22 protein-coding genes, 1 tRNA gene and 1 CRISPR repeat array are annotated in these 22,071 nt (G+C 37.6%); of the genes, 10 read left to right on the forward strand and 13 right to left on the reverse strand.

All coding sequences use genetic code 11. The annotated features are described in order from the left end of the window. Positions 1–5: 5 nt before the first annotated feature. The 4 genes from Q9Q86_RS04075 to Q9Q86_RS04090 all read right to left on the reverse strand — a co-directional run bounded on the left by Q9Q86_RS04075 (position 6) and on the right by Q9Q86_RS04090 (position 2,998). On the reverse strand, positions 6–1,241 hold the full coding sequence (locus tag Q9Q86_RS04075; RefSeq protein ID WP_112986547.1) for an integrase arm-type DNA-binding domain-containing protein: 1,236 nt from the start codon (positions 1,239–1,241) through the stop codon (positions 6–8). 163 nt (positions 1,242–1,404) lie between these two features. Continuing rightward, a tRNA-Arg gene (locus Q9Q86_RS04080) sits at positions 1,405–1,480 on the reverse strand. Positions 1,481–1,600: 120 nt separating this feature from the next. Beyond that, positions 1,601–2,164: a hypothetical protein gene (locus tag Q9Q86_RS04085; RefSeq protein ID WP_004962465.1), complete on the reverse strand. Its 564-nt coding sequence runs from the start codon at positions 2,162–2,164 to the stop codon at positions 1,601–1,603. A 144-nt stretch (positions 2,165–2,308) separates the two neighbouring features. Then, positions 2,309–2,998, reverse strand: coding sequence for a putative quorum-sensing-regulated virulence factor (locus Q9Q86_RS04090; protein WP_112986548.1), 690 nt, complete (start codon positions 2,996–2,998; stop codon positions 2,309–2,311). A 248-nt stretch (positions 2,999–3,246) separates the two neighbouring features. On the opposite strand from Q9Q86_RS04090, the gene Q9Q86_RS04095 reads away from it, so the two are divergent. Next, positions 3,247–4,479 (forward strand): alpha/beta fold hydrolase, encoded by a 1,233-nt coding sequence (locus Q9Q86_RS04095; RefSeq protein WP_112986549.1) that lies wholly within the window; start codon positions 3,247–3,249, stop codon positions 4,477–4,479. Between the two features lie 58 nt (positions 4,480–4,537). Here the strand turns inward: Q9Q86_RS04095 and Q9Q86_RS04100 are convergent, their stop codons facing one another. Continuing rightward, positions 4,538–5,326 (reverse strand): DUF695 domain-containing protein, encoded by a 789-nt coding sequence (locus Q9Q86_RS04100; protein ID WP_112986550.1) that lies wholly within the window; start codon positions 5,324–5,326, stop codon positions 4,538–4,540. 194 nt (positions 5,327–5,520) lie between these two features. On the opposite strand from Q9Q86_RS04100, the gene glyA reads away from it, so the two are divergent. After that, on the forward strand, positions 5,521–6,774 hold the full coding sequence (glyA, locus tag Q9Q86_RS04105; protein WP_004915215.1) for a serine hydroxymethyltransferase: 1,254 nt from the start codon (positions 5,521–5,523) through the stop codon (positions 6,772–6,774). Positions 6,775–6,821: 47 nt separating this feature from the next. On the opposite strand, the gene Q9Q86_RS04110 is transcribed toward glyA, so the two are convergent. After that, entirely contained in the window at positions 6,822–7,070 is a 249-nt protein-coding gene (locus Q9Q86_RS04110) for a YfhL family 4Fe-4S dicluster ferredoxin (RefSeq protein ID WP_004962453.1), read from the reverse strand. A 3-nt stretch (positions 7,071–7,073) separates the two neighbouring features. Then, entirely contained in the window at positions 7,074–8,441 is a 1,368-nt protein-coding gene (gene yegQ / locus Q9Q86_RS04115) for a tRNA 5-hydroxyuridine modification protein YegQ (RefSeq protein WP_112986551.1), read from the reverse strand. Positions 8,442–8,672: 231 nt separating this feature from the next. On the opposite strand from yegQ, the gene Q9Q86_RS04120 reads away from it, so the two are divergent. Then, complete coding sequence (locus Q9Q86_RS04120; protein ID WP_308150316.1) at positions 8,673–9,827, forward strand: IS4 family transposase; 1,155 nt, start codon at positions 8,673–8,675, stop codon at positions 9,825–9,827. A 37-nt stretch (positions 9,828–9,864) separates the two neighbouring features. On the opposite strand, the gene Q9Q86_RS04125 is transcribed toward Q9Q86_RS04120, so the two are convergent. Together Q9Q86_RS04125 and yiaA are read right to left on the reverse strand one after the other, a co-directional pair. Beyond that, a complete protein-coding gene (locus Q9Q86_RS04125) occupies positions 9,865–10,293 on the reverse strand; it encodes a hypothetical protein (RefSeq protein ID WP_112986911.1) in 429 nt (142 codons plus the stop codon). Positions 10,294–10,505: 212 nt separating this feature from the next. After that, positions 10,506–10,964, reverse strand: a complete 459-nt coding sequence (yiaA, locus tag Q9Q86_RS04130) for an inner membrane protein YiaA (RefSeq protein ID WP_004915237.1) — start codon at positions 10,962–10,964, stop codon at positions 10,506–10,508. 247 nt (positions 10,965–11,211) lie between these two features. Between yiaA and prfA the strand changes: the two genes are divergently transcribed. After that, positions 11,212–12,300, forward strand: coding sequence for a peptide chain release factor 1 (gene prfA / locus Q9Q86_RS04135; RefSeq protein ID WP_004953903.1), 1,089 nt, complete (start codon positions 11,212–11,214; stop codon positions 12,298–12,300). After that, positions 12,300–13,118, forward strand: coding sequence for a peptide chain release factor N(5)-glutamine methyltransferase (gene prmC / locus Q9Q86_RS04140; protein WP_112986912.1), 819 nt, complete (start codon positions 12,300–12,302; stop codon positions 13,116–13,118). Before prfA ends, prmC begins: the two co-directional genes overlap by 1 nt. On the opposite strand, the gene Q9Q86_RS04145 is transcribed toward prmC, so the two are convergent. Both Q9Q86_RS04145 and Q9Q86_RS04150 read right to left on the reverse strand, forming a co-directional pair. Beyond that, on the reverse strand, positions 13,115–13,747 hold the full coding sequence (locus tag Q9Q86_RS04145) for an FMN-binding negative transcriptional regulator (RefSeq protein WP_112986913.1): 633 nt from the start codon (positions 13,745–13,747) through the stop codon (positions 13,115–13,117). The genes prmC and Q9Q86_RS04145 overlap by 4 nt on opposite strands. 12 nt (positions 13,748–13,759) lie before the next feature. Next, positions 13,760–14,821: an AraC family transcriptional regulator gene (locus Q9Q86_RS04150; protein ID WP_004915247.1), complete on the reverse strand. Its 1,062-nt coding sequence runs from the start codon at positions 14,819–14,821 to the stop codon at positions 13,760–13,762. Positions 14,822–14,963: 142 nt separating this feature from the next. On the opposite strand from Q9Q86_RS04150, the gene Q9Q86_RS04155 reads away from it, so the two are divergent. Further along, complete coding sequence (locus tag Q9Q86_RS04155) at positions 14,964–15,734, forward strand: 3-hydroxyacyl-CoA dehydrogenase (RefSeq protein WP_112986914.1); 771 nt, start codon at positions 14,964–14,966, stop codon at positions 15,732–15,734. 156 nt (positions 15,735–15,890) lie between these two features. Continuing rightward, entirely contained in the window at positions 15,891–16,574 is a 684-nt protein-coding gene (locus Q9Q86_RS04160; protein WP_112986932.1) for a superoxide dismutase, read from the forward strand. 55 nt (positions 16,575–16,629) lie between these two features. Here the strand turns inward: Q9Q86_RS04160 and Q9Q86_RS04165 are convergent, their stop codons facing one another. Together Q9Q86_RS04165 and Q9Q86_RS04170 are read right to left on the reverse strand one after the other, a co-directional pair. Beyond that, positions 16,630–17,202 carry a flavin reductase family protein gene (locus tag Q9Q86_RS04165; protein WP_112986915.1) on the reverse strand — a complete coding sequence of 191 codons (573 nt, stop codon included), beginning with the start codon at positions 17,200–17,202 and terminating at the stop codon, positions 16,630–16,632. Between the two features lie 58 nt (positions 17,203–17,260). Continuing rightward, a complete protein-coding gene (locus tag Q9Q86_RS04170; protein ID WP_112986916.1) occupies positions 17,261–18,280 on the reverse strand; it encodes an AraC family transcriptional regulator in 1,020 nt (339 codons plus the stop codon). 279 nt (positions 18,281–18,559) lie between these two features. Here Q9Q86_RS04170 and Q9Q86_RS04175 point away from each other — a divergent pair, with 279 nt between their 5' ends. From Q9Q86_RS04175 to Q9Q86_RS04185, 3 genes are all read left to right on the forward strand, one after another. After that, on the forward strand, positions 18,560–19,576 hold the full coding sequence (locus Q9Q86_RS04175; protein WP_099948542.1) for a triacylglycerol lipase: 1,017 nt from the start codon (positions 18,560–18,562) through the stop codon (positions 19,574–19,576). A 66-nt stretch (positions 19,577–19,642) separates the two neighbouring features. Beyond that, positions 19,643–20,674, forward strand: a complete 1,032-nt coding sequence (locus Q9Q86_RS04180; protein ID WP_112986933.1) for a lipase secretion chaperone — start codon at positions 19,643–19,645, stop codon at positions 20,672–20,674. A 72-nt stretch (positions 20,675–20,746) separates the two neighbouring features. Then, entirely contained in the window at positions 20,747–21,523 is a 777-nt protein-coding gene (locus Q9Q86_RS04185; RefSeq protein WP_112986917.1) for an alpha/beta fold hydrolase, read from the forward strand. A gap of 35 nt (positions 21,524–21,558) precedes the next feature. Continuing rightward, positions 21,559–21,828: a CRISPR direct-repeat array (repeat unit 30 nt; unit sequence TTTCTAAGCTACCTATGCGGTAGTGAACAT). Positions 21,829–22,071: the final 243 nt, after the last annotated feature.

A 22,071-nucleotide genomic window follows, 5' to 3' on the forward strand; every position in this document is an offset into this window, starting at 1 on the left:
TCAGCTCATTCATTTACTTTTTCCATCAACCGATCTAAATAATCTGACCATGCTTGCATCATCACAATACGCTCATCTAAATACTTTGTACGGTTATACGCTCGACCATGCATATCTCGTACTTGATGCGCTAATTGTTGTTCAATTCGCTCAATTGGGAACTTTAAAACTTCATCCAACAACGTTCTAGCAGTTGCTCTAAAGCCATGTCCAGTCGTTTCACCATTTTCAAAGCCGTATTGTTTCAGCCGTTTATTAATCGTTGATTCACTAATTGGCATATCCGTATTTCGCATAGAAACAAAACAGAACTTTGAGTGCCCAGTGATGAGATAAAGTTCTTTGAACATCGTGAAGACTTGATCTGACAATGGCACGACATGCTCTAAAGCGGTCTGATTTTTTGTTTTAGGTGGTGTATAACGCCACGTCTTATTTTCAAAATCAATGTCTGACCATTGAGCTGCACGTAATTCGCCAGGGCGAACAAAAACATGCGGTAAAATTTTAATGGCATAATCCACTGTAATTTCACCACGCCCAAAATTATCGTTGATATTTCTCAATAAGCGTCCAAGCAATTGCTCATCAGTGATAGCCGCTCTATGTTGAGTTTTACCGACTTTGAGTATGCCACTAATCTGATCTGCCACATTGAATTGGCATAAACCTAAAGCAATCGCATAACGAAATACTTGAGATGCTTTACTTCGCATTCGCTTAGCTGAATCCGTTTTGCCTTGTCGCTCATAAAGACGACACACCTGTAAAATTTGTGTCGGTGTAATTTCAGCAATTGGATGATGACCAAGCGCGGAGTACAGCTTGTCCCAAACAAATTGATTCCTTCTTTGGGTACTCGGTTCGAGTTCCTCTGTTTTGCGATATTCATCGGCAATAAATCGAAAGGTATTATTTAGAGTGAACTGAGCTAATTCATCTTCTATTTGTTTTTGAGAAGCGGGATCAATATTTTGGGCAAGTAGTTCTCTATACTCAGTTCTTTTAATTCGAGCGGCTGCTAAAGTACAGTCAGGGTAAATACCGATTGCAATAGTTGCTCTTTTTTTTGAAATTGGTCTAGTGTAGTCAAATCGCCAATATGTACCACCTTTTTTATCAAGCAAAAGATAGAGACCACCACCATCTGAAAGTTTGATAATTTTCTCAAAAGACTTCTTTTGTGTTGATATCGTTGACTTAATTTTTGAATCAGTCAGGCTTGCGATGAGTTTAGGCATTTTTACGGTATATTCCTTGGTTAAAGTGGAATGTACCGTAAAAAATACCGTAAAAAACTTGGATAACCTAAAACGTCTTCGGACGTGATCAGACAGTAAAACAATCTAAGCTATTAATTTGTAATGTATTTTGGATTATATCGGATGGGGTAAAACAACGAAATGGTGCGCTCAGCGGGACTCGAACCCACGCCACAGGCTTCGGAGACCTGTACTCTATCCTGTTGAGCTATGAGCGCATGCGAGCCACATGATAGGCAAAAAAATCATATAGGTAAATATAAACATGAACACCAAGTGATTTCTTGCTTATTAAAAGAGCAATTATTCAAATTATGATCTTATTTATAAGGTCAAATTTATAAATGTTGAACTGAATAATTAATTAGCTTAAGTGTTTGATTCAGTTGAGTCGGTGGAATGCGGCTTTCTTGTAAGGAGGTAATCCACTGCATTTGACATGCTTTTAATTGTTGCACGGTTTTTATTGTTTGAATCTTTTGGATTAAAGGACGAGCCATCAAACCGCAATAGGTGGTTAGTGTTTGGATCATCACTTGTTGAATCTCTACAAAAGGTAATTTTTCAAGTTCAATATTTTCAAATGTTTCTTCATCAGAGCTTGGTGTTGTTGAATGATTATTTTCAAGCGGTTCTGTAATTGCTGATTGAATGATAGGAGCAGTTTGTTCCAAAGGTATTTCTTTTATATTTGTTGGCTCTGCCTGTTGGGCGAGTAAACCCATGTCAATCAGTTGTTGAACAAGCTCAGATGGTGCAATTTTTTCTTTGTAGTTATGGTCTAGTTCTTGAAAGTCTTCGTGATCAATAAGTAATAGTAGTCGTCGTTGTTTTGCAGTCAAAGCGATATTGCGTTGTTGCAATGCATTTTGTCCAAGTTCCGTTTTAAAAAAATGTGACATCTCTTAATCTCCCCCAGCCAAGATCTAGATGGAGATTAAGATATAGTTGAAAAGTGACAGAAATGTTAACAAATTATTAAATATCATCTATTTGCATAAAGTAAATAGAAAATAATTGAACTTATTGAAAATTAACGTGCTTTTTTAGACTATATTACTTTCTAACGCCTTTCTTAAGTACGGATCGAGATCATCTTGTCGCATTAACCACTGCACATAATCTGTTGGTAAATCAGAGATCGCAGTACCTTTGTGTTTACCAAAGCTAATTGATTTTGGAATGCGTGCTTCTTCTGAAGCTACATAGAGTTGTTCAATTGTTTGGATATTTAAATGATGGATGATATGCATCAAAATATTGGCAGTTAAAATAATATCTGCATCAGCTCTATGTGCGCCTTTCAGCATTTCACGCGCTTTATCACTTCCTTTCGAAATTAAATAAATTAATGCAGAAATATTATGCGCTTCTGCATTTTCCCATACGCGACGAGCAAGCGCTAGCGTACAAATAGGCTTTAATTTGGAAACATCAACACCACATTTCGCAATTGCTGAAATATCGTAATCAACATTGTGACCAATGATATACGCAGTTTGTTCTGGTAATTCGAATTCATTATAAAAAGGTTGATCGATCAAATCCGATTCAAGAATATGATGAACTGCCATAGCGGCGTATGAGATCGGTTGACCGACTTGATAGAGTTGATCAAAAATTTTGGTTTTATCTAAACTTAATTTACCACTCTCTATCTCGATTGGTGCATATGCAATTTCTATCGGTAAGCCATTCAATGTATGGGTTTCAGTATCTAAAATGATAGCTTGCATTGGGTTATGACCTAAGTGAAGTAGAGTGGATTTGATATCTTACTCGAAATTATGCCTCAACCAAGATGTGTTCGATTCGCAATCGCTATATTCCTCTGGTAATTCGATTTTTTGATTAAAAATAAATCTTATTTTGCTGATGAAAACACTTGAAACGCATTTCGAATAAGCGTAATTGTTGACAATGAAATGCTTTAGAAAAGATCTAAAGATGCATCAAAAATAAAATAGTTAAGGAAAAACTATATATGAAAATGAAATTATTAACGGTTGTTATGCTGAGTTCGAGCCTTGTTCTAACGGCTTGTGGTGGAAGTGACGATTCAAGCTATACATCGAAACCAAGTATTCCTGAAAACAACTTTAAAAATCCAGTAGTTGGAATGCCCGTTGCTTACACAAAAACTGATTTCTCGGCATTTGCTTCTGAAAGCTCTGTCATGACATATAAAATGTTGGGACAAAATGGCAAAGAAACATTAGCGACTAGTTTGATATTCGTTCCAAAGGGAACGATGCCATCAGATGGTTGGAAAGTTGTCGTTTGGGCACATGGAACAACGGGAGTTGCTGATCAATGTGCGCCTAGTCGAAATGCAACGAATATCTATATACAAGACATGATTAATAAATTTCTTGCAGCTGGCTATGTTGTTGTAGCTCCAGATTACGAAGGTTTAGGTGAACCAAGTGGGAGAGAATTACACCCATTTTTAAATGTTAAGAGTGAAGCATACTCAATTACGGATGCTGTTGTTGCAGCAAGATCTTATTTGGCGAGTCAGGGGAAAGTGCTTTCACGTCAATGGGTGACTGTAGGGCATTCTCAAGGTGGGCAGGCAGCACTAGGTGCAGCGCAATATGCGAGTCGCGCTAAATTGGAATATAAAGGCACGGTCGCAGTAGCTCCAGCATCGAACTTAGGAGCAATTCTAGTTAAAGGTGAGCAATCTGTTGAAAATGCACCTATCGCTCAGCAAATTCAAATGTATGCTCAACTTGATACTTTTACTGCATTAATCACAGCAGGGATAAGAAATCTGCAACCTACTTTTAATTATATTAATGTCTTTAAATCACCAACGGATGAGATTGCAAGTCGAGCAGAATTAGATTGTTACGATCAGGTTGGTCAGAAGTTCGGTGCGGCAATGCAAACGTATGCATTCACAAATGGTAGCCTAGCTAACTATCCACGAACTCAAACTAATTTTATGGCAATTCCATTGGTTAAGACTTTCTTGGAGAATGATTCACAGCCTGCACAAGTTAAACTGAGCCAACCTGCGCTGATTTATCAGGGTGGTAAAGATACAACAGTTCCTCGTGAAGCAACGGATGGTCTTGTCTTGTTAGCACGAAGTAAAGGATCGCAAATTCAATATTTTACTAATGCGGAATGGGATCATGGCACTGCTTATGTGCTAAATATCTCAAATATTGTTAACGATGTGAAAACATTGATGCCTGCGAGCAATTAATTTAAAAATCGCGTTTATTCGCCCAGTATTTCAGCTAAATGAAATACTGGGCTTGCTGTTAATCAATAACTACTTCCGTTTCCCAACCGTCATATTCAGCATTGTAAAGCTTGCATAACTCGAATAATTCTAAAGTACAACGATCTATTGAATATTGATCAACGTGATCTATCCGAGAAATTTGTAGAGAAAACTTCATATGTTCATCATCAAGTTGATCGATTTGTACAACTTCAAAACCTAAAGCTTGAGTCTTGTGTACACATTCAGCTAAGTCTGTTTCATTTTGGAAGAAAAGCCAATGACATACAGGTCGAGCTATCTCTAGACGATCACCATGATGAAGAAGATTTTCGACAACAGCTCGATTAGATATAGTCTGTAATATTTCTGGAGTAGGGTACATGCATTTAAAATATGAAGACCAATCTGGTTCATCGCGGTGACCAGTTTGATAGGAATATTGAGAGAATTTTTGCATGATAAGTTGAATTTTATGTTCTAAGACAGTCGCATCCTTACAATAAAAATAGAACTCTCTCACTTTATTATGTGTCAATCTCCCTACATATATGCTCTGACTTCCATCTGTTAGGCTAGGTATGATTTCATCCTCAAAAACCATTAAATGGTCAAATTCTTCACTTGAAGATAAGCCATCTTCTCGCGGTTGATTCATTTTAATTTCTAGCCAAATTAATTGTAATCTTTGTGATATAGGTGCGATTTCAGCTAAGGCTAAATTAACAAAATAGCTTGCAGGCATCTCATCAATTTGACACATATAGTAATTCCAGTTTTCTGGAAGTTGGAATTCATGATTGTTCAGAGTATTTTCGAAGTCCATTTTTTATACCAAATTTTAGTTATTTAAAAACTTGTTAGATTCTTCATCATTTTCATTGATATCGGAACATTCAGAATGAATAAAATTCACGAATAATTAAATAAATATCAATCTGTGAAAAGGCAAACTTCATGCTACAATACGCACCAATCTTTAGCACGGCTTAAAAGCCCTAATTTATAGGACCCCCGCTAATGTTTGCCAATATTTCTATTGCTCAATTTGATCCAGAATTAGCTCAAGCGATTGCTTCTGAAGGCGAACGCCAAGAAGCTCACATTGAGTTAATTGCATCAGAAAACTATTGCTCTCCAGCAGTTATGGAAGCTCAAGGATCAAAACTTACGAACAAATATGCAGAAGGTTATCCTGGCAAACGCTATTATGGCGGTTGTGAATATGTTGACGTAATCGAACAACTTGCAATTGACCGTGCGAAAGCATTGTTCGGTGCTGATTATGCAAACGTTCAACCACATGCAGGTTCACAAGCAAACTCTGCTGTGTATTTAGCGCTTCTCAACCCAGGTGATACAGTACTTGGTATGAGCTTAGCTCACGGTGGTCACTTGACTCACGGTGCTAAAGTAAGTTTTTCTGGTAAAACATACAACGCTGTTCAATACGGTTTAAACCCTGAAACGGGTGAGATCGATTATGAAGAAGTTGAACGTTTAGCTTTGGAACACAAGCCGCGTATGATCGTTGCTGGTTTCTCTGCGTATAGCCAAGTTGTTGATTGGCAGCGTTTCCGCGAAATCGCTGATAAAGTTGGTGCTTATCTTTTTGTTGATATGGCTCACGTTGCAGGTTTAGTTGCTGCTGGTGTTTATCCGAACCCAGTTCAAATTGCTGATGTAACAACGACTACAACTCATAAAACGCTTCGCGGTCCACGTTCTGGTTTAATCCTTGCAAAAGCAAATGAAGAAATCGAGAAGAAACTTCAATCTGCTGTATTCCCTGGTAACCAAGGCGGTCCTTTGATGCACGCAATTGCTGCTAAAGCAATTTGTTTCAAAGAAGCGATGTCTGATGAGTTTAAAACTTACCAACAACAAGTCGTGAAAAATGCTCAAGCTATGGCTGAAGTATTAATTTCACGTGGTTATGATGTCGTTTCAGGTGGTACAGAAAATCATTTATTCTTATTGTCTTTAATCAAACAAGACGTAACGGGTAAAGATGCTGATGCATGGTTAGGTGCAGCACACATTACTGTAAACAAAAACGCAGTTCCAAATGATCCACGTTCTCCATTCGTTACTTCTGGTATCCGTATCGGTACTCCAGCTGTTACAACTCGTGGTTTTGGTGAATCTGAAGTTCGTGAACTTGCAGGTTGGATTGCTGACATCATCGACAGTAAAGGTGATGAAAAAGTTATCGCTGAAGTGAAAGCTAAAGTAGAAGCTGTTTGTGCAAAATTCCCAGTATATGCAAACTAATTTGTATATCTAAAAAAAGCGCCGCAAGGCGCTTTTTTATTTGTAACTTACTGTGATTTTAATCTTCGAAACTTTTCTAAAAGTTCTGAATGTGATTCATTAAGTTGTGGATCAGGTTTAACGCAATCTATCGGGCAAACTGCAATACAGGTCGGTGCATCATAAAAACCTACACATTCTGTGCAACGTTCGGTATCGATTTCATAAATTTTAGCACCTTCATATATTGCTTCGTTTGGACATTCTGGTAAGCACATATCACAGTTGATACATGCGGTAGTAATCATAAGAGCCATGAATTAATGTGCTGGGTATGCTAAAGAGGCTGATGATAATTGCTGTTTTGCTTGAGGTAAGTTCCGAATCAGCAATGCATAACGAATATCAATTTCTTGTGGAAATAGAATTTCAACCGTATGACCTGAACCTTTGGCATTATCGATAAGATTACCTTTGAGATCACGCATTTGTTCGAGGACAAAATGGACGTTGCCTTTCGGTGTCATTAATTCAAGTGAGTCCCCGACAATAAATTTATTTTTGACTTCAATTCGGATGAAGTCACCATTCCTTTCTAGTACTTCACCGCAGAATTGTTGAAAGTCAAAATGTGATGAGCCATTTTCATAATTTTGATATTCACTATGAGTATGGCGACGTAAAAAACCTTCTGTGTAGCCACGGTTAGCTAAACCTTCAAGTTGTGTCATTAGACTTTGATCAAAAGATTTACCCGATAATGCATCATCAATTGCTTTTCGATAAATTTGTGCGGTGCGGGCACAATAAAAGTAAGATTTGGTTCGACCTTCAATTTTTAGTGAAGCGACGCCCATTTGACTCAGTCTCTCGACATGTTGCACCGCGCGAAGATCTTTAGAATTCATGAAATAAGTACCATGCTCATCTTCTTCGGCAGCAAACATATCCTCATCGTTGCGTTGTACTAATACTGGATTGATAGTATTACGATCATGTGATGATTTAGAACAACATGCTTTTGAATTTTCGAACTGTTGAACAGGGATAACATCTCCATTTGAATCTTCTTGTGCGTCATGGATTTTATATTCCCAACGACAAGCATTGGTACATGCGCCTTGATTGGCATCACGTTTATTCATGTAACCCGATAGTAGACATCGACCAGAATAGGCCATACATAAGGCGCCATGTACAAATACTTCTAACTCAATATCTGGCACGTTATTTTTAATTTCTTCAATTTCGTCTAAAGATAACTCACGTGAAAGAATTACACGGCTTAAGCCATAGTCTTTCCAAAACTTAACTGTAGCCCAATTGATGGCATTTGCTTGTACTGATAGGTGAATTGGCATATCAGGAAAATGCTCACGAACCATCATGATTAACCCTGGGTCGGACATGATTAATGCATCTGGTTTCATTTCAATAATTGGGGATAGATCACGTATGAAATTTTTTAATTTACTATTATGTGGCTGGATATTGACGACGACATAAAATTTTTTACCAAGAGAGTGAGCTTCTTCTATGCCAATTTTTAGATTGTCATGATCAAACTCATTATTTCTGACACGTAAACTATAACGTGGTTGCCCTGCATAGACAGCATCTGCTCCGTAAGCAAAAGCATAACGCATATTTTTTAGTGAACCAGCAGGAGAGAGTAATTCAGTATTCATGATGCAATAAAGGCATATTTAAAATAAGGGATTATTTTAAGAAGTTCAAACTATAGATTCAACCAAGTAATTTACTCAGGATTTTTAATGTGTTAGACCCAATTTAAGGGTCAATAAAAAAGCACCCGAAGGCACTACTGTCCCATAGTTTGCTTTAAATAAAAAAAACCTGAGTCTAAATAGTTAAAATATGAGTGCAAACAAACACTTTAACTATAAAGGACTCAGGTTTTGTCACATCAGAATACCGTATTTCATCAATTACTCAAACCCATTCTAAGACAAGATTTTGAACGTCTGGCTAAACTGCACCACTCTGGGCAAAAATTAAGATCAGCCACCCGCTGGGATCAGTTTGTTGCCATATTGATGTCCCAACTTTCTTGTCGGCAAAGCTTAAGAGACATTCAATCCAATCTCGAATCCCAGCAGGAAAAGCTCTATCATCTTGGCGCGAAGAGAATTGCGCGAAGCACCTTAGCAAGACTCAACGAAGAACAGCCCGCCAGCCTGTATCAGCAATTGTTCACACAGCTGCTTCAGCGCTGTGAAAACTCTAAAACTGCACATAAATTTAGATTCAAGAATCCGCTGTATTCACTAGATGCCAGTCATATTGATCTTTCACTGTCATTGTGCGCATGGGCAAAAGTGCATGAATCCAAAGCCAGTATTAAACTCAGTGTTGGCTTAAATCACAGCAATACCATTCCTGAATTTGTAGCGCTTGGGGATGGTATTGAAAATGATATGGTGCAAGGCAGAGCATTTAAATTTCCTGCTGGCAGCATTATCGTCTTTGATAAAGGATATGTTGATTATCAATGGTTTGCTCAGTTGACACTTCAGAACGTCAGCTTTGTAACCCGGCTACGCCCAAAGACAGTTTATCAAGTTAAATCAAGCCGCAGCGTATTAGCGACTAAAGGGATTATTGCGGATGAATGTATTGAATTGAGCAGTGTGCATGCCAAGAAAAGAGGCGCACCTGAATTATTAAGACGTATAGAGTTTTATGATACAGATAAGAAAAGAACATTCGAATTTCTGAGCAACAACTTTCATTTGGCAGCATCCACCATTGCTGCAATTTATAAAGACCGCTGGAAGATTGAGTTATTCTTTAAAGCCATCAAGCAGAATTTAAAACTGAAGTCATTTCTAGGTCGAAGCCGCAATGCGATACAAACGCAAATATGGATTGCATTAATTGCCTATTTGCTGGTGAACTTCGCTAAACACATGGCACAAGAAGGATGGAGTGTTCAGCGTTTACTGAGAATTATTCAGGTCAATTTATTTGAAAGGAAACTTTTAAGGTCACTCTTTGTGCCTGATAAAAAATGGCGAAAACAAGAAGAACCTCAATTGAGGTTCTTCTTGTGATATTTGTGGGACAGCAGTGACCCGAAGGTGCTTTTTATCAATGATGACGATGTTTGCGTTTTTTCTTATATTTTTTTGACTGATAGTTGTCGTAGTCTCGGTCTTGACCTACTTTACGACCCAAAGCGGCACCACCTGCTGCACCCGCAGCTGCGCCAATATAACCACCAGTTGTACCAGCAATATTGCGACCAACAGTATAACCACCTACACCACCTAAACCACCACCAATTGCAGCTTCGGTACGCGTACGTTTACTGCTAGCAGCTGCTGCACCACCAGCACCACCAACAGCTGAACCAATCATGGCACCACTATGACCACCAATCTCTTTACCAATTGCTGTACCAACAACACTACCTAAAGCTGAAGTGGCTGCAACACGTGTTGCATTATCTGCATATGCAGTGCTTGCAAGAGTAGAACCTGCAAGGATTGCACTCAGTAACATAAAATGCGCTTTCATTTTGACTCCATGTGCCCGCTGTTTAGGCATCTTTTGTAATGGAAGCAAATATAACAAAGCTTGTAGAGTGAAATTGTGGAGAAGCATCCTGTTATTATTGTGATTTGGTAAGTTGATTGTATGGTTTTGTTTAAATCAGTATTAAGATTAATCAAATAAATTCAATTTTCATTAATGATTAAGCCAATATGAAATTATAGTGCTGATGTCATTTATGAATCTTGATGAGAAGAATCTTCAAGTTTTAATTGATTTGTAGACTCTCGCTTCTGTAAACGTAAATGTTCAAGATCACGAATATTTTTCTGGGTAGCCGTAACACCAAATAAGCTCAATAAAAAGGACATAATGTAATAACCTTTTTCGCTCAGGCTAAGTGTCGCATTCGATAAACTAAATAATAGTAACCCAATACAAATACCGACTGAAGTCCAACAAAGTGCAACGTAGATTGCAGTCACAGGTATATCTTCTAACTTATCACGCAATGTTTTTTGTAGGGATACAGCAGAGAAAAGACCGTAAAGTAAAATAACGAGATAAAAACCTTTTTCATGTAAAGGCATCGAAGCATTCCATAAGCCAATCATAAAACCAACAGCACCGATCACGACTGCAAGCCAACTTGCCCCAATAAATGCCAATGTTGGACGGTTAATTAAATTACTCATATTGATTATCCTATTGTTTTATCATTTTATTTGTCTCTCATATTTATATAGAACGGCAAAAAAGAGAACAAGAGCCTACAACTAAAAATGAACAATTTATGATGAAACGAAACTTGATCACGCAGTAGTGAAGTTTCACTATGTCATTTAAGCGGTAGAATCTGTAAACTATGCGCAATTTTTTGATTTTACTCATGCTTCAACTTTGTAATGGCATTGAGTCTTTGGATTTCGAGATATTCCGCCCATGAAAGCATCACTCCGCTTAAGACTAGATCAACTCTGTGATCGTCATGAAGAGCTGACGGCATTACTTGCTGATGTAGAAGTTATTTCTGACAACAAACGTTTTCGTAAATTGTCACGAGAACATAATGATTTAACTGAAATTACTGAAGTTTGGGGTAAATATCGTCAAGCTGAAGAGGACATTGAAACTGCTGAAATGATGAAATCTGATCCAGATTTCAAAGATATGGCAGAAGAAGAGATTAAAGAAAACAAGGCACTTTTAGTTGAGCTTGAAGAACAACTCAATGTGTTAATGATCCCTAAAGATCCTAATGATGCGAATGCTGCTTATTTAGAAATTCGTGCAGGGACGGGTGGTGATGAAGCTGCTATTTTCTCGGGCGATTTATTCCGTATGTATAGTAAATATGCGGAAACTCAGGGTTGGCGAATTGAAGTCCTGTCTGAAAATGAAGGTGAACACGGTGGTTATAAAGAAGTAATCTGTCGTGTTGATGGTGAAGGTGTATATGGTCGCTTAAAGTTTGAAAGTGGTGCGCACCGCGTACAGCGCGTACCTGCCACTGAATCACAAGGTCGTGTTCATACCTCTGCATGTACAGTCGCTATTTTGCCTGAAGTAGATGTAGATACAACAGTCGAAATCAATCCAGCTGATCTACGAATTGACACCTATCGAGCATCAGGTGCGGGGGGGCAGCACATTAACAAAACCGATTCTGCTGTTCGTATTACTCATATTCCATCGGGTGTAGTCGTGGAATGTCAGGAAGAACGTTCGCAGCACAAAAACAAAGCCAAAGCGATGGCATTACTTGTATCTCGTTTAGAAAATGCAAAACGTGCAGCAGCGGATGCAGCTACTTCTGAAATGCGCCGTGACTTAGTTGGTTCTGGTGACCGTTCTGAGCGTATTCGTACTTATAACTATCCTCAAGGTCGTATGACGGATCATCGTATCAATTTAACGTTATATAAATTAGACGCGATCATGGAAGGTGATTTAACTGAATTGCTTGATAGTTTGCATCGTGAATATCAAGCGGATCAATTAGCGATGCTTGCACAGGAAAATGGCGGCTAATGAATATTGCTCAGGCATTAGAAATTAAAGGTGAAATTGATAGCTATGAACGTCAAGAAGCTGCATGGCTGCTTGAACATATACTGGGTATCAATTCATTAGAGTTAAAACTAAGACTTGAGCAAGAGTTAACTGAAATTCAAGAGCAAGCTTATTTGAATGGGCTTGCACGTATTGATCATGGTGAACCACTAGCTTATATAACAGGTTCACAACCGTTTTGGACTCTGGACTTAAAAGTCACACATGACACATTGGTGCCACGTCCAGATACAGAAATATTGATTGAAACTGTGTTAAAGCTAGACCTTGATTCAGAATCTAATATCGTTGATTTAGGTACTGGAACGGGTGCTATTGCATTGGCTCTAGCAAGTGAGCGTCCTCAGTGGAAAGTTACGGCAACAGATATTTATCAACCTACGCTCGAAGTCGCACAGGAAAATGCCATTCGTCATGGTTTAACGCATGTTAAGTTTGCTTGTGGTGCTTGGTTTGATGCGTTAGAAAAACAATTTTTTGATCTTATTGTTTCAAATCCGCCGTATATCGATCCAGAAGATGTGCATATGCAAATGCTTAAATCAGAACCTGAACGAGCACTTATTGCTGATAAGCAAGGATTGGCGGATCTAGAAACTATTATTGTTCAAGGTAAGGATTGGTTAAACCCAAATGGATGGATTGTGCTTGAACATGGTTATGATCAAGGTGAAGCCGTCCGTACCATCTTCGAGAAAGAGGGTTTTAGCCAAATTCAAACCGTTAAAGATTATGGTGGCAATGATCGTGTCAGCCTTGGACAGAAGTTGAATTAATCTTCAATGTATTGTTTGACTGCTTCAGCTAATTGAATCTGACCCTGTTTTTCTAAATTATTTACCACATTTACAGCATCAGATTGGTCTCTATTTTGGCTAAGTTTGAATTTTCCAATCATGTGCTGGATTTCAATCTCTATACCAATTATTTGTTTGAGTTCTGCTGCGATGTAATCGCTAGGTGCATCAGACATTTTCCATGGTTTTTCTTGCTTGGCTTCATGTGTCCGAGTAAGTTTGGCGAGTATGCCCCGTAAGGATTTTTCATCTTCTAAAAATCTAATTTTTCCTTTTACGTGTACGACTTGATAATTCCATGTTGGTACATGACGATGATGCAATTGTTTGCTTGGATACCAGTTGGGGGAAATATAGCCTTGTTCACCTTGGAAAATAACTAAAACATCAGTACCACTCTCAATCAAAGTATGCAATTCATTATTTCGTGCAATATGAGCGATAAGAATGGCGTGATTAAATTTAGACTCATGTAAAAGTTTAAAGGGTAAGTGATTTGCTTCTATACCTTTGGAGCTGTGAGTGACTAATGTACCTAACGGATATTTTTCAACGAGTTGATATAATTTCTCAGTATTTTTTTCTTCAAAAATTTCAGGTAAATACATTTTTTAAACCATTCAGTCTTCAAATTGGTTAACAAGTAATTTTTTGCTTGGGGATGTTTTTCGATAGCTACCAGGGCTTACACCACTCCATTTTTTAAAAGCACGATGGAAAGCACTTGGATCGTGAAAATTTAGATCATCACTAATACTTTGAATTGAATCATTCGTTTTGCTCAGACGTTCAATTGCAATATCACATCGAATATCATTTTTAAGCTGTTGATAGCTTACACCTTCTTGTTTTAGTCGACGTTGAATAGTTGCTGTGGACATATTCATTTGTTGTGCAATATCTTTTAACTCAGCCCATTCAGAAGGTGGTTGGAGAATCAATTGTCTGCGGATTTGTAGGCTTAATGAGTTTTCATTTTTAAAGCGCACAATTAAATTATATGGGGCATGTTTTAGAAACTCATTTAATGCCTGTTTATCTTTTTTGATCTTGTGCTTGAGATAGTGAGCATCGAATTCAATTTTATTCTGTTCAGCATTAAATTCTATATTTTCACAAAAGCGTACTCGATAATCTTGTATCTCAACAGGTTGGTGGCATCTAAATGACATTCGGTGAAAACTGATACGCTGATCGCTCAACCAACACATCAAACTGTGTACGAGCATTAAAAAAGTCGAATAGGTAAACATTCGTTTGGGTTGATCACGGTCATGTAGGATAAGAAATGCTTTCGAACCTTCCTGAACTAATTCCCCATGAATGTCATCTAAAATCAAAGCTAAAAATTTTAAGATATCTTGTATAGCCTGTTCTAATGTATCCGCACCAAAAGCAAGTTTCGCCAATACTTTATAACTTCCTCGGCGCATTGGATGAGTATCCATGCCGAGAAATTCATCATTCATACTTTTTGCCAGTTCAACCCAAAGCTGTGCAGATTGGTTAACAGGGACTCGTGCTTTGGTTGAAGTTAATAATTCAGCTGAAATACCCGCTTTGTTAGCGATATTGACGATATTTAAGCCGCGGCTAGCTGCAACACTCAATGCTTCACGAATAAGTGCATTTGAAATCGTATCCTTTGCAGAATTGATATCTTGATTTGGAAGTTTGCTCATAAAAGATGAAATACAGGAGAGTGAATGAAATAAATGCTCAAAAATCGCATTAAATTTGCTACTTTTTGGAATTGTATCGGAAAAAAGTTGCCTTTACTCTTTGTTATAAAAATTTATCACTTTAATTTGATAGGAAACATAAATGAAAATTCAGGGAAAACACTTTGTTATTACTGGCGGTGGTTCTGGTTTAGGCGCAGCGACAGCTGAATATTTAGTTCAGAAAGGCGCATCCGTCACTTTAGTTGATATGAATGCTGAAGTTGGAACTCAGCAGGCACAAGGATTGGGTGAAAAAGCTGAATTTGTACAACTCGATGTTACGGATGAGCAAGCTGCTGAGCAATTTTTTAAAGATGTATTAGTCAAGCATGGTGCAGTGCATGGTTTAGTTAACTGTGCTGGGATCGGGCCATCAGCGAAAGTTGTTGGTAAAGACGGTGTACACGATTTAGGTATGTTCTCAAAAACGCTTCAGATTAATGTCACTGGTACATTTAATATGCTGCGTTTAGCAGCGGAAGCCATGAGTAAAAATGAAGTTGCTGAAGGTGATGAAGATCGTGGAGTAATTGTTAATACAGCTTCCGTTGCTGCGTTTGATGGTCAAATTGGTCAAGCTGCATATTCAGCCTCAAAAGGGGCAGTAGTTGCCATGACTTTGCCGATTGCAAGAGAGTTAGCACGTCATGCAATTCGTATTATGGTGATTGCACCAGGCATTATGGAAACACCGATGCTTAAAGGTCTACCACAAAATGTACAAGATGCATTAGGTCAAATGGTTCCGTATCCATCGCGTTTAGGTCGTCCTGAAGAATTTGCACGCTTGGTTGCACATATTGCTGAAAACTCATATTTAAATGGTGAAGTAATTCGCTTAGACGGCTCGATTCGTATGGCTGCTAAATAAAAATATCTTTATGTAAATAAAAGCGATGATTGGTTCATCGCTTTTATGTTTTTAATAAGTAGTAAAATGTATCTTTGGTATATAGTTATTTGACCTGCTTTGGATTTACTTATATTTTTGATAATGAAAATGATTATCAATTTATGGAATCTAATGATGCGGATGTTAAATAAAAGCCTATTTTCATTGATGTTATGTGCAGGATTAAGTGTGCCTGCCTATGCGGAATTTAAGCAAGCACCATTGCCTTACAAAAGTGATGCACTAGAACCCGCGATTGATCAAAAAACGATGGAAATACATTACGCAAAGCACCACAAAGCCTATGTTGATAATTTAAATGCTCAAATTAAATCCTATCCAGAGCTTGATAAATTAAGTATTGAACAAGTTCAAGCACAAATTTCGAAATATAATTTAGCAGTACGAAACAATGGTGGTGGGCATTTTAACCATGCTTTCTTTTGGGAGAGTTTAGCACCGACCAATAAAACTGGTAAGGTTAGTGCAAAGCTACTAAAACAAATCAATCAAGATTTCGGCTCATTTGAAGCCTTCCAAGATAAATTCAATCAGGCTGCAACAGGTCGTTTTGGCTCAGGTTGGGCATGGCTAATCTTGAATGATGCAGGTCAATTGGAGATTGTTTCAACGCCAAATCAAGATAATCCTTTGATGGATATTGCGGAGAAGAAAGGACAGCCACTTTTAGGTTTGGATGTTTGGGAGCATGCTTATTATCTTAAATATCAAAATCGCAGAGCAGACTACATCAAAGCTTTTTGGTCTGTAGTGAACTGGAATACTGTAAATCAGCGTTATGATGCTGCAATTAAATAGTCTTTATATTATTCATGTGAGAAGCGCTGCTAAGTGCATCGCTTCTGTGTTTGATTTACTCTGCTTTCACTTCTTCGCCAATTAAATAAAACGTACCACCAGCAATATAGTGTAGGCTTTTCAGGTTTTTATGCTCTTCCGAAAAATGCCAGTGACCATCGCGGAAAACACGCGTATCAGCCCAAGCAGCGATAACTGAGCCGATAAATAAATCATGAGTTTGCTGATTGTGCGGTTCTGGTATCAGCTTGCATATTAACCAACAAATACTTCCACTGACTAATGGTACAGAATAGTTTTCTTGATAAAAGACTTCAGTTTTACAGGTTTGTAATTTCTCAGGATCATCAAATTTACTGATGTTTCCAAGCTGATGAACCATGTTGAGTTGTTCATAACACGGAACCTGTAATGCAAAATAGCCACTTTTCTCCACGAGTTCTCTCGTCTTCGTGGTTTTGTCTAAAACCACAGTAACTTTTGCTGGTGAAAATTCTAAAGCACATGCCCATGCTGCCGCCATAACATTGACTTCATCATTATGCTGTGCAGAAACAAGTACAGTTGGACCATGATTAAGTAAGCGATAAGATTTAGATAACTCGACGGGTGCAATGTGTTGATTCATTACTTCATGTCCTAAAACAGCAATTCAAATGTATCTATATTTGATTTTAAGTGAAGGCTTATTCAAGCGCCCAGCGTTTAACTGCGCGATTAAAACTTGAAGTTGAAGCATAACCTAACTGTTTTGCGATTTGATCTTTTGAGGCGAAGGGACTTAACATCAATTTTTGTGCCTTTGTTTTGCGTACATCATCGTATAAGCTCTGAAAACTTACAGATTTTTCTTGAAGCATTCGTTGTAAAGTTCTTTTGGTAAGGTTTAATTTTTGAGCAACTTGATCAATTCCAAGCAAGCCCTCTATTGGATCATCGATTAGCTGTTTAACGCGATATAAAATATCCTGTGTGGCAACTAATTCATCGAGTTCTTTTTGGCAAAGTTGTTTAAACTTTTCTGAAGTTAAAGGGTCCGAAAGACTCAATGGCATTTCTAGAAATTTAGCTGAAGCAATTAATCGAGTACAAGATTTTTCAAAAGTAATGACTTCAAAAGTTGAGTCTAAAATGTCTTTAAACCTTGAAAAATAAGCAGGATATTTACATTGCAAACCCAAACTAGGTTTAAAGCTTGGAATAAAAAAACGAACTAGATGCACAAAACCCGTTAAAAAGAAAATACAGCTAAATTCGTAGGATTGGCGATCTGATATATCTGAGAAATTAAGCAGAGAAGGTTCATACACAATCGTGTAGTAAGCTAAATCATCGTGGATTTTAAAGTCTAATTCAACAAATGAGCATTGAATACGGACAAATTGATTGATTGTTTGAATCGCTTCAAAGGCATTCTTTGAAATCGCAGCAGTGAAACCTAATAATCCGTGAGAACTGATTTTTAGATGACTTCCTGCATAAAAGCCAATACCTTCCTCTTGAGTTAACTCGATTGATCGCGCAATTACTTTTTTAAATGAGGATAAACTTATCTTATGATTGAAATCATTGAGTTGCTCTACATCTACACCAGTTCCCCAAAATAACTCTTCTGCAGATATATTCCAATGCGATACAACTTCGCTTAATAAATGCACATAAGAACTGCTGATAAAGTGATGATTATAAAGGCGAGGAATGCTCATGATGTTATTCAAAATCCATTTTAAAACTCATCTACTAAGCAGTGACCTTAATAGAGCTTAGTGATTTTGAAAATGTACATTCATCGGATTTTTACGATTGAGATTAATTTTTGGCGTCAATTGTTATGATTTTGGCGCATTTTGTTTTAGTCTAAAAATCACACAATATGTATAGGGAGTATAATTTTGCTGTTCTTTCGTTTTCGCTAGAATGGATCTAGCAACGAAGTCTATGGACGTATTTGTTGTAATAAAAATGAAAAATGCTAGGAGCAAAAAGTGAAGAAAAAATATTTAAGTGCGATGACGTTAATGGCGGGTATGCTAATAAGCAGTGGATCTGTTGTTCATGCAGGTCTATTTGATTTCTTAGCGCCTAAAGCTTCATGGCAAAACTGTGATGTAAATTCTTGTACGGTTGGTGGCAGTACCAATGTCACGTCTAGTTATGCAAAAACAAAATATCCAATTCTACTGGCACATGGTATGGCTGGTTTTTCTGCTGTAGGTCCGCTGCAATATTGGAATGGGATTACTGAAGATCTAGTTGGAAATGGAGCTAATGTTTTTGTCGCGCAACAGGCATCTTTTAACTCTTCTGAAGTGCGTGGAGAGCAATTGCTTATACAAGCCAAACAAGTATTAGCAATAACTGGTGCACAAAAAATCAACTTGATTGGTCATAGTCATGGTACGCAATCAGTTCGTTATGTGGCTGGTCTTTTACCTAATAAAATTGCATCTGTGACTGCTGTTGGCGGACCGACTAAAGGTTCTGATGTTGCAGATGTGGTATATGACTTTTCAAAATCACCAGTTGGAACTATAGCAACACCAATTATTGCTGCTGGTGTAAATGCATTTTTCTCGTTGGTCGGGATTGGTTCTGGGCATTATTACGAACAAGATGCTTTAGCGGGAATGTATTCATTGACCACTCGTGGAGCTGCTGAATTTAACCAGCGTTTTCCTGATGGAGTACCAACAACAGCTTGTGGTACTGGGACAGAGTTAGTAAATGGTGTTCGTTATTATTCATGGAGTGGCACAGGGGTACTTACAAATGTTCTTGACCCATTTGATTATGCACTGGCAGCAACATCATTACTGATACCAAGTGAAAACGATGGTCTTGTTCCAAGATGTTCAAGTCACTTAGGAACGGTTATTCGTGATAACTATGCGTTTAACCATTTAGATGAAGTTAATCAAGTGTTAGGACTAGTGGGTTTTCTACAAAATCCTGTAACACCATATAGAATTCAGGCAAATCGTCTCAAAAATCAAGGCCTCTAAATTTAAGGGGGGAATGATCATTCATTCCTCCACATTTTTTAATAATGTTTAGCAAGAGCATGGATGATGATTGGTAAACGTATAAATTCAAAACTTTTAATCTTTTCTTTAATTAGTATTTTGTTGATCGTTCTAGGTTTGATTTATTGGTTTTTTAAACCCGAAGCAGGATTAGCACAATATAGAAATAGTGACAGTCAATCACAAAACGTCACACAAAATTATGCATTAGCAATGAGTGACTCAAAGAATACGACACTTCCTACATTAGCACCTTCCTTAAAAGGAACGGAGATAGACTGTCCTATACAAGTAGATGCTAATGGAAACTTGGTATTAACAGTAGGTATCCGTAGTTGTTTTGACTATTTTTTTTCAAGTTTAGGGGAGAAAACAGAAACAGAACTGATTGCAGATATACGACAATATTTGTCTGCGACGTTACCAGCTCCAGCAGCGAAATATGCAGCATATTTATTAGAGCAATATGTTGGATACATGCATACTTTACAAAATGCAAAACCTAGCGGAAATTTCAAAACGACTGATGTTGAAGAATTAGAAAAGATCATCAACCAAATGCATAAAATTCAACAGCAATTTTTTAATGCTAAAGAGATAGAAGCTTTGTTTGGTAATGAACGTAATTTAAATAAATTTAATATCGAGCAATTACGAATTCATGCAAATAAAAACTTATCTACTCAACAAAAGGCAATCGAGCTTGCCAAGTTAATCGACCAACTTCCACCAACTTTAGCTGACGGAGTTAGAGTGTCTATGCAGTTTTCAGAATTGCAACAACTCACTCAAGAAATCAAAGACAAGGGTGGTTCTCCGCAAGAATTACGTAGTATGAGAGAAAGCTTATTGGGGCCAGAAGCTGCAGATCGTTTGGAAAAAGTTGATCAGGAGGAAGCTGTTTGGCAAAGTCAGGTAAATAATTATTTAATAAAACGTGATCAGATTCTAAAAAGCGAGATGACAGACCTAAATAAACAACAAGCAATTAATCAGTTACGTACAAGTTCGTTTCAAAGTAAAGAAGAATTACTTCGTGCTCAATCCTATGAAATTATGCATGATCAGAAAAGATAGGATGAGTCGGGTAAATGAAAAGACTAGGTTTTCATACAGCAATTACATAAGTTGATAGAGAAGGATCTCCGAATGTGGAATAGAGCAGAAGCAGGAACAGGCAAACCATTGGTTTTGTTACATGGGATTGGTATGTCTCATAAAGCATGGAGTCCCGTAATTCAGCAATTAAGTAAATCTAGACGAGTCATTGCATTTGATATAGCAGGTTTTGGCGATAGTCCAAGTCTTGGTGCATCGGTTCAACCTACAATTCATAATTTAGTTAGTGCCTTAGAGCGTGAGTTGAAAACTATAGGTATACATGAACCTGTAGATATTGTTGGAAATTCAATGGGAGGATGGATGGCACTAGAAGCTGCACGTGTTGGATTGGCAAGTTCCGTTGTCGCAATTTCACCCGCAGGTTTGTGGGCTGAATCCCCAGCACATGTAAAGATGGTATTTTTTAGTTTAAGAAATGCGATTAAATTCATGCCTAATATATCGAGACAGATGATGGGATTTGCACTGTTTCGAGAGTTGCTTTTAGCTATCCCAATAGGAACTGGAGGTCGAAACATTTCTAGAAAAGATGCTTTGAACTCGATTGATGATTTTTCCAAAGCCACAGATTTCGATAGAACATTCGCAAATGTTGGGCGTTTTATCGGAGGCAAAGATATTCAAGTTCCTTTAACTATTGCCTTTGGTACAAAAGATTGGCTTTTGAGTAAGAAGGACTGTCATAATAAATCTGAGCTGCCAGACCATGTGAATTGGCTAGAACCTAGAGATTGGGGACATGTCCCAATGTGGAAAGATCCACAAGGCGTAGCGAATTTGATTCTTAAGAATATAAGTGCCTAGCCTAACCAAATCAATTGGTGGCATCTTTTAAAAGTCTCATAAGCTACCTATGCGGTAGTGGACATCGTGGTGGATGAAATGCCTAATGATATTGATTTCTAAGCTACCTATGCGGTAGTGAACATCAAATAATGAATTTAAGTAAGGACTTAATTTTTCTAAGCTACCTATGCGGTAGTGAACTTTGTTTGATGCAGTGATTTACCACGTAAATTTTTCTAAGCTACCTATGCGGTAGTGAACATTCAGCAGGTGATTTCAAAGACGATAAGACATTTCTAAGCTACCTATGCGGTAGTGAACAATAAAATATACCTAAAATTTCAAAATAAAACATAGAGTTATTTCTAAAAAAATAAAATAACCAAAGTTTTAATCTCAATTCATAAGTAATTGATTTTATTATGCTGTTAAAGAGTGCCTACAATATTGGGTTAAAACCTAGATATAGTCAAAGCTAAAATGCATGTATGAAAAAATTATCTTCCATTAATACATTCATATACTTAAAATCTAAAGTCTTTAGAGCTAGCAAGAGAATCAATGTG

Origin of the sequence: Acinetobacter sp. A22 (assembly GCF_030913345.1) — a bacterium.
Taxonomy (GTDB): domain Bacteria; phylum Pseudomonadota; class Gammaproteobacteria; order Pseudomonadales; family Moraxellaceae; genus Acinetobacter; species Acinetobacter junii.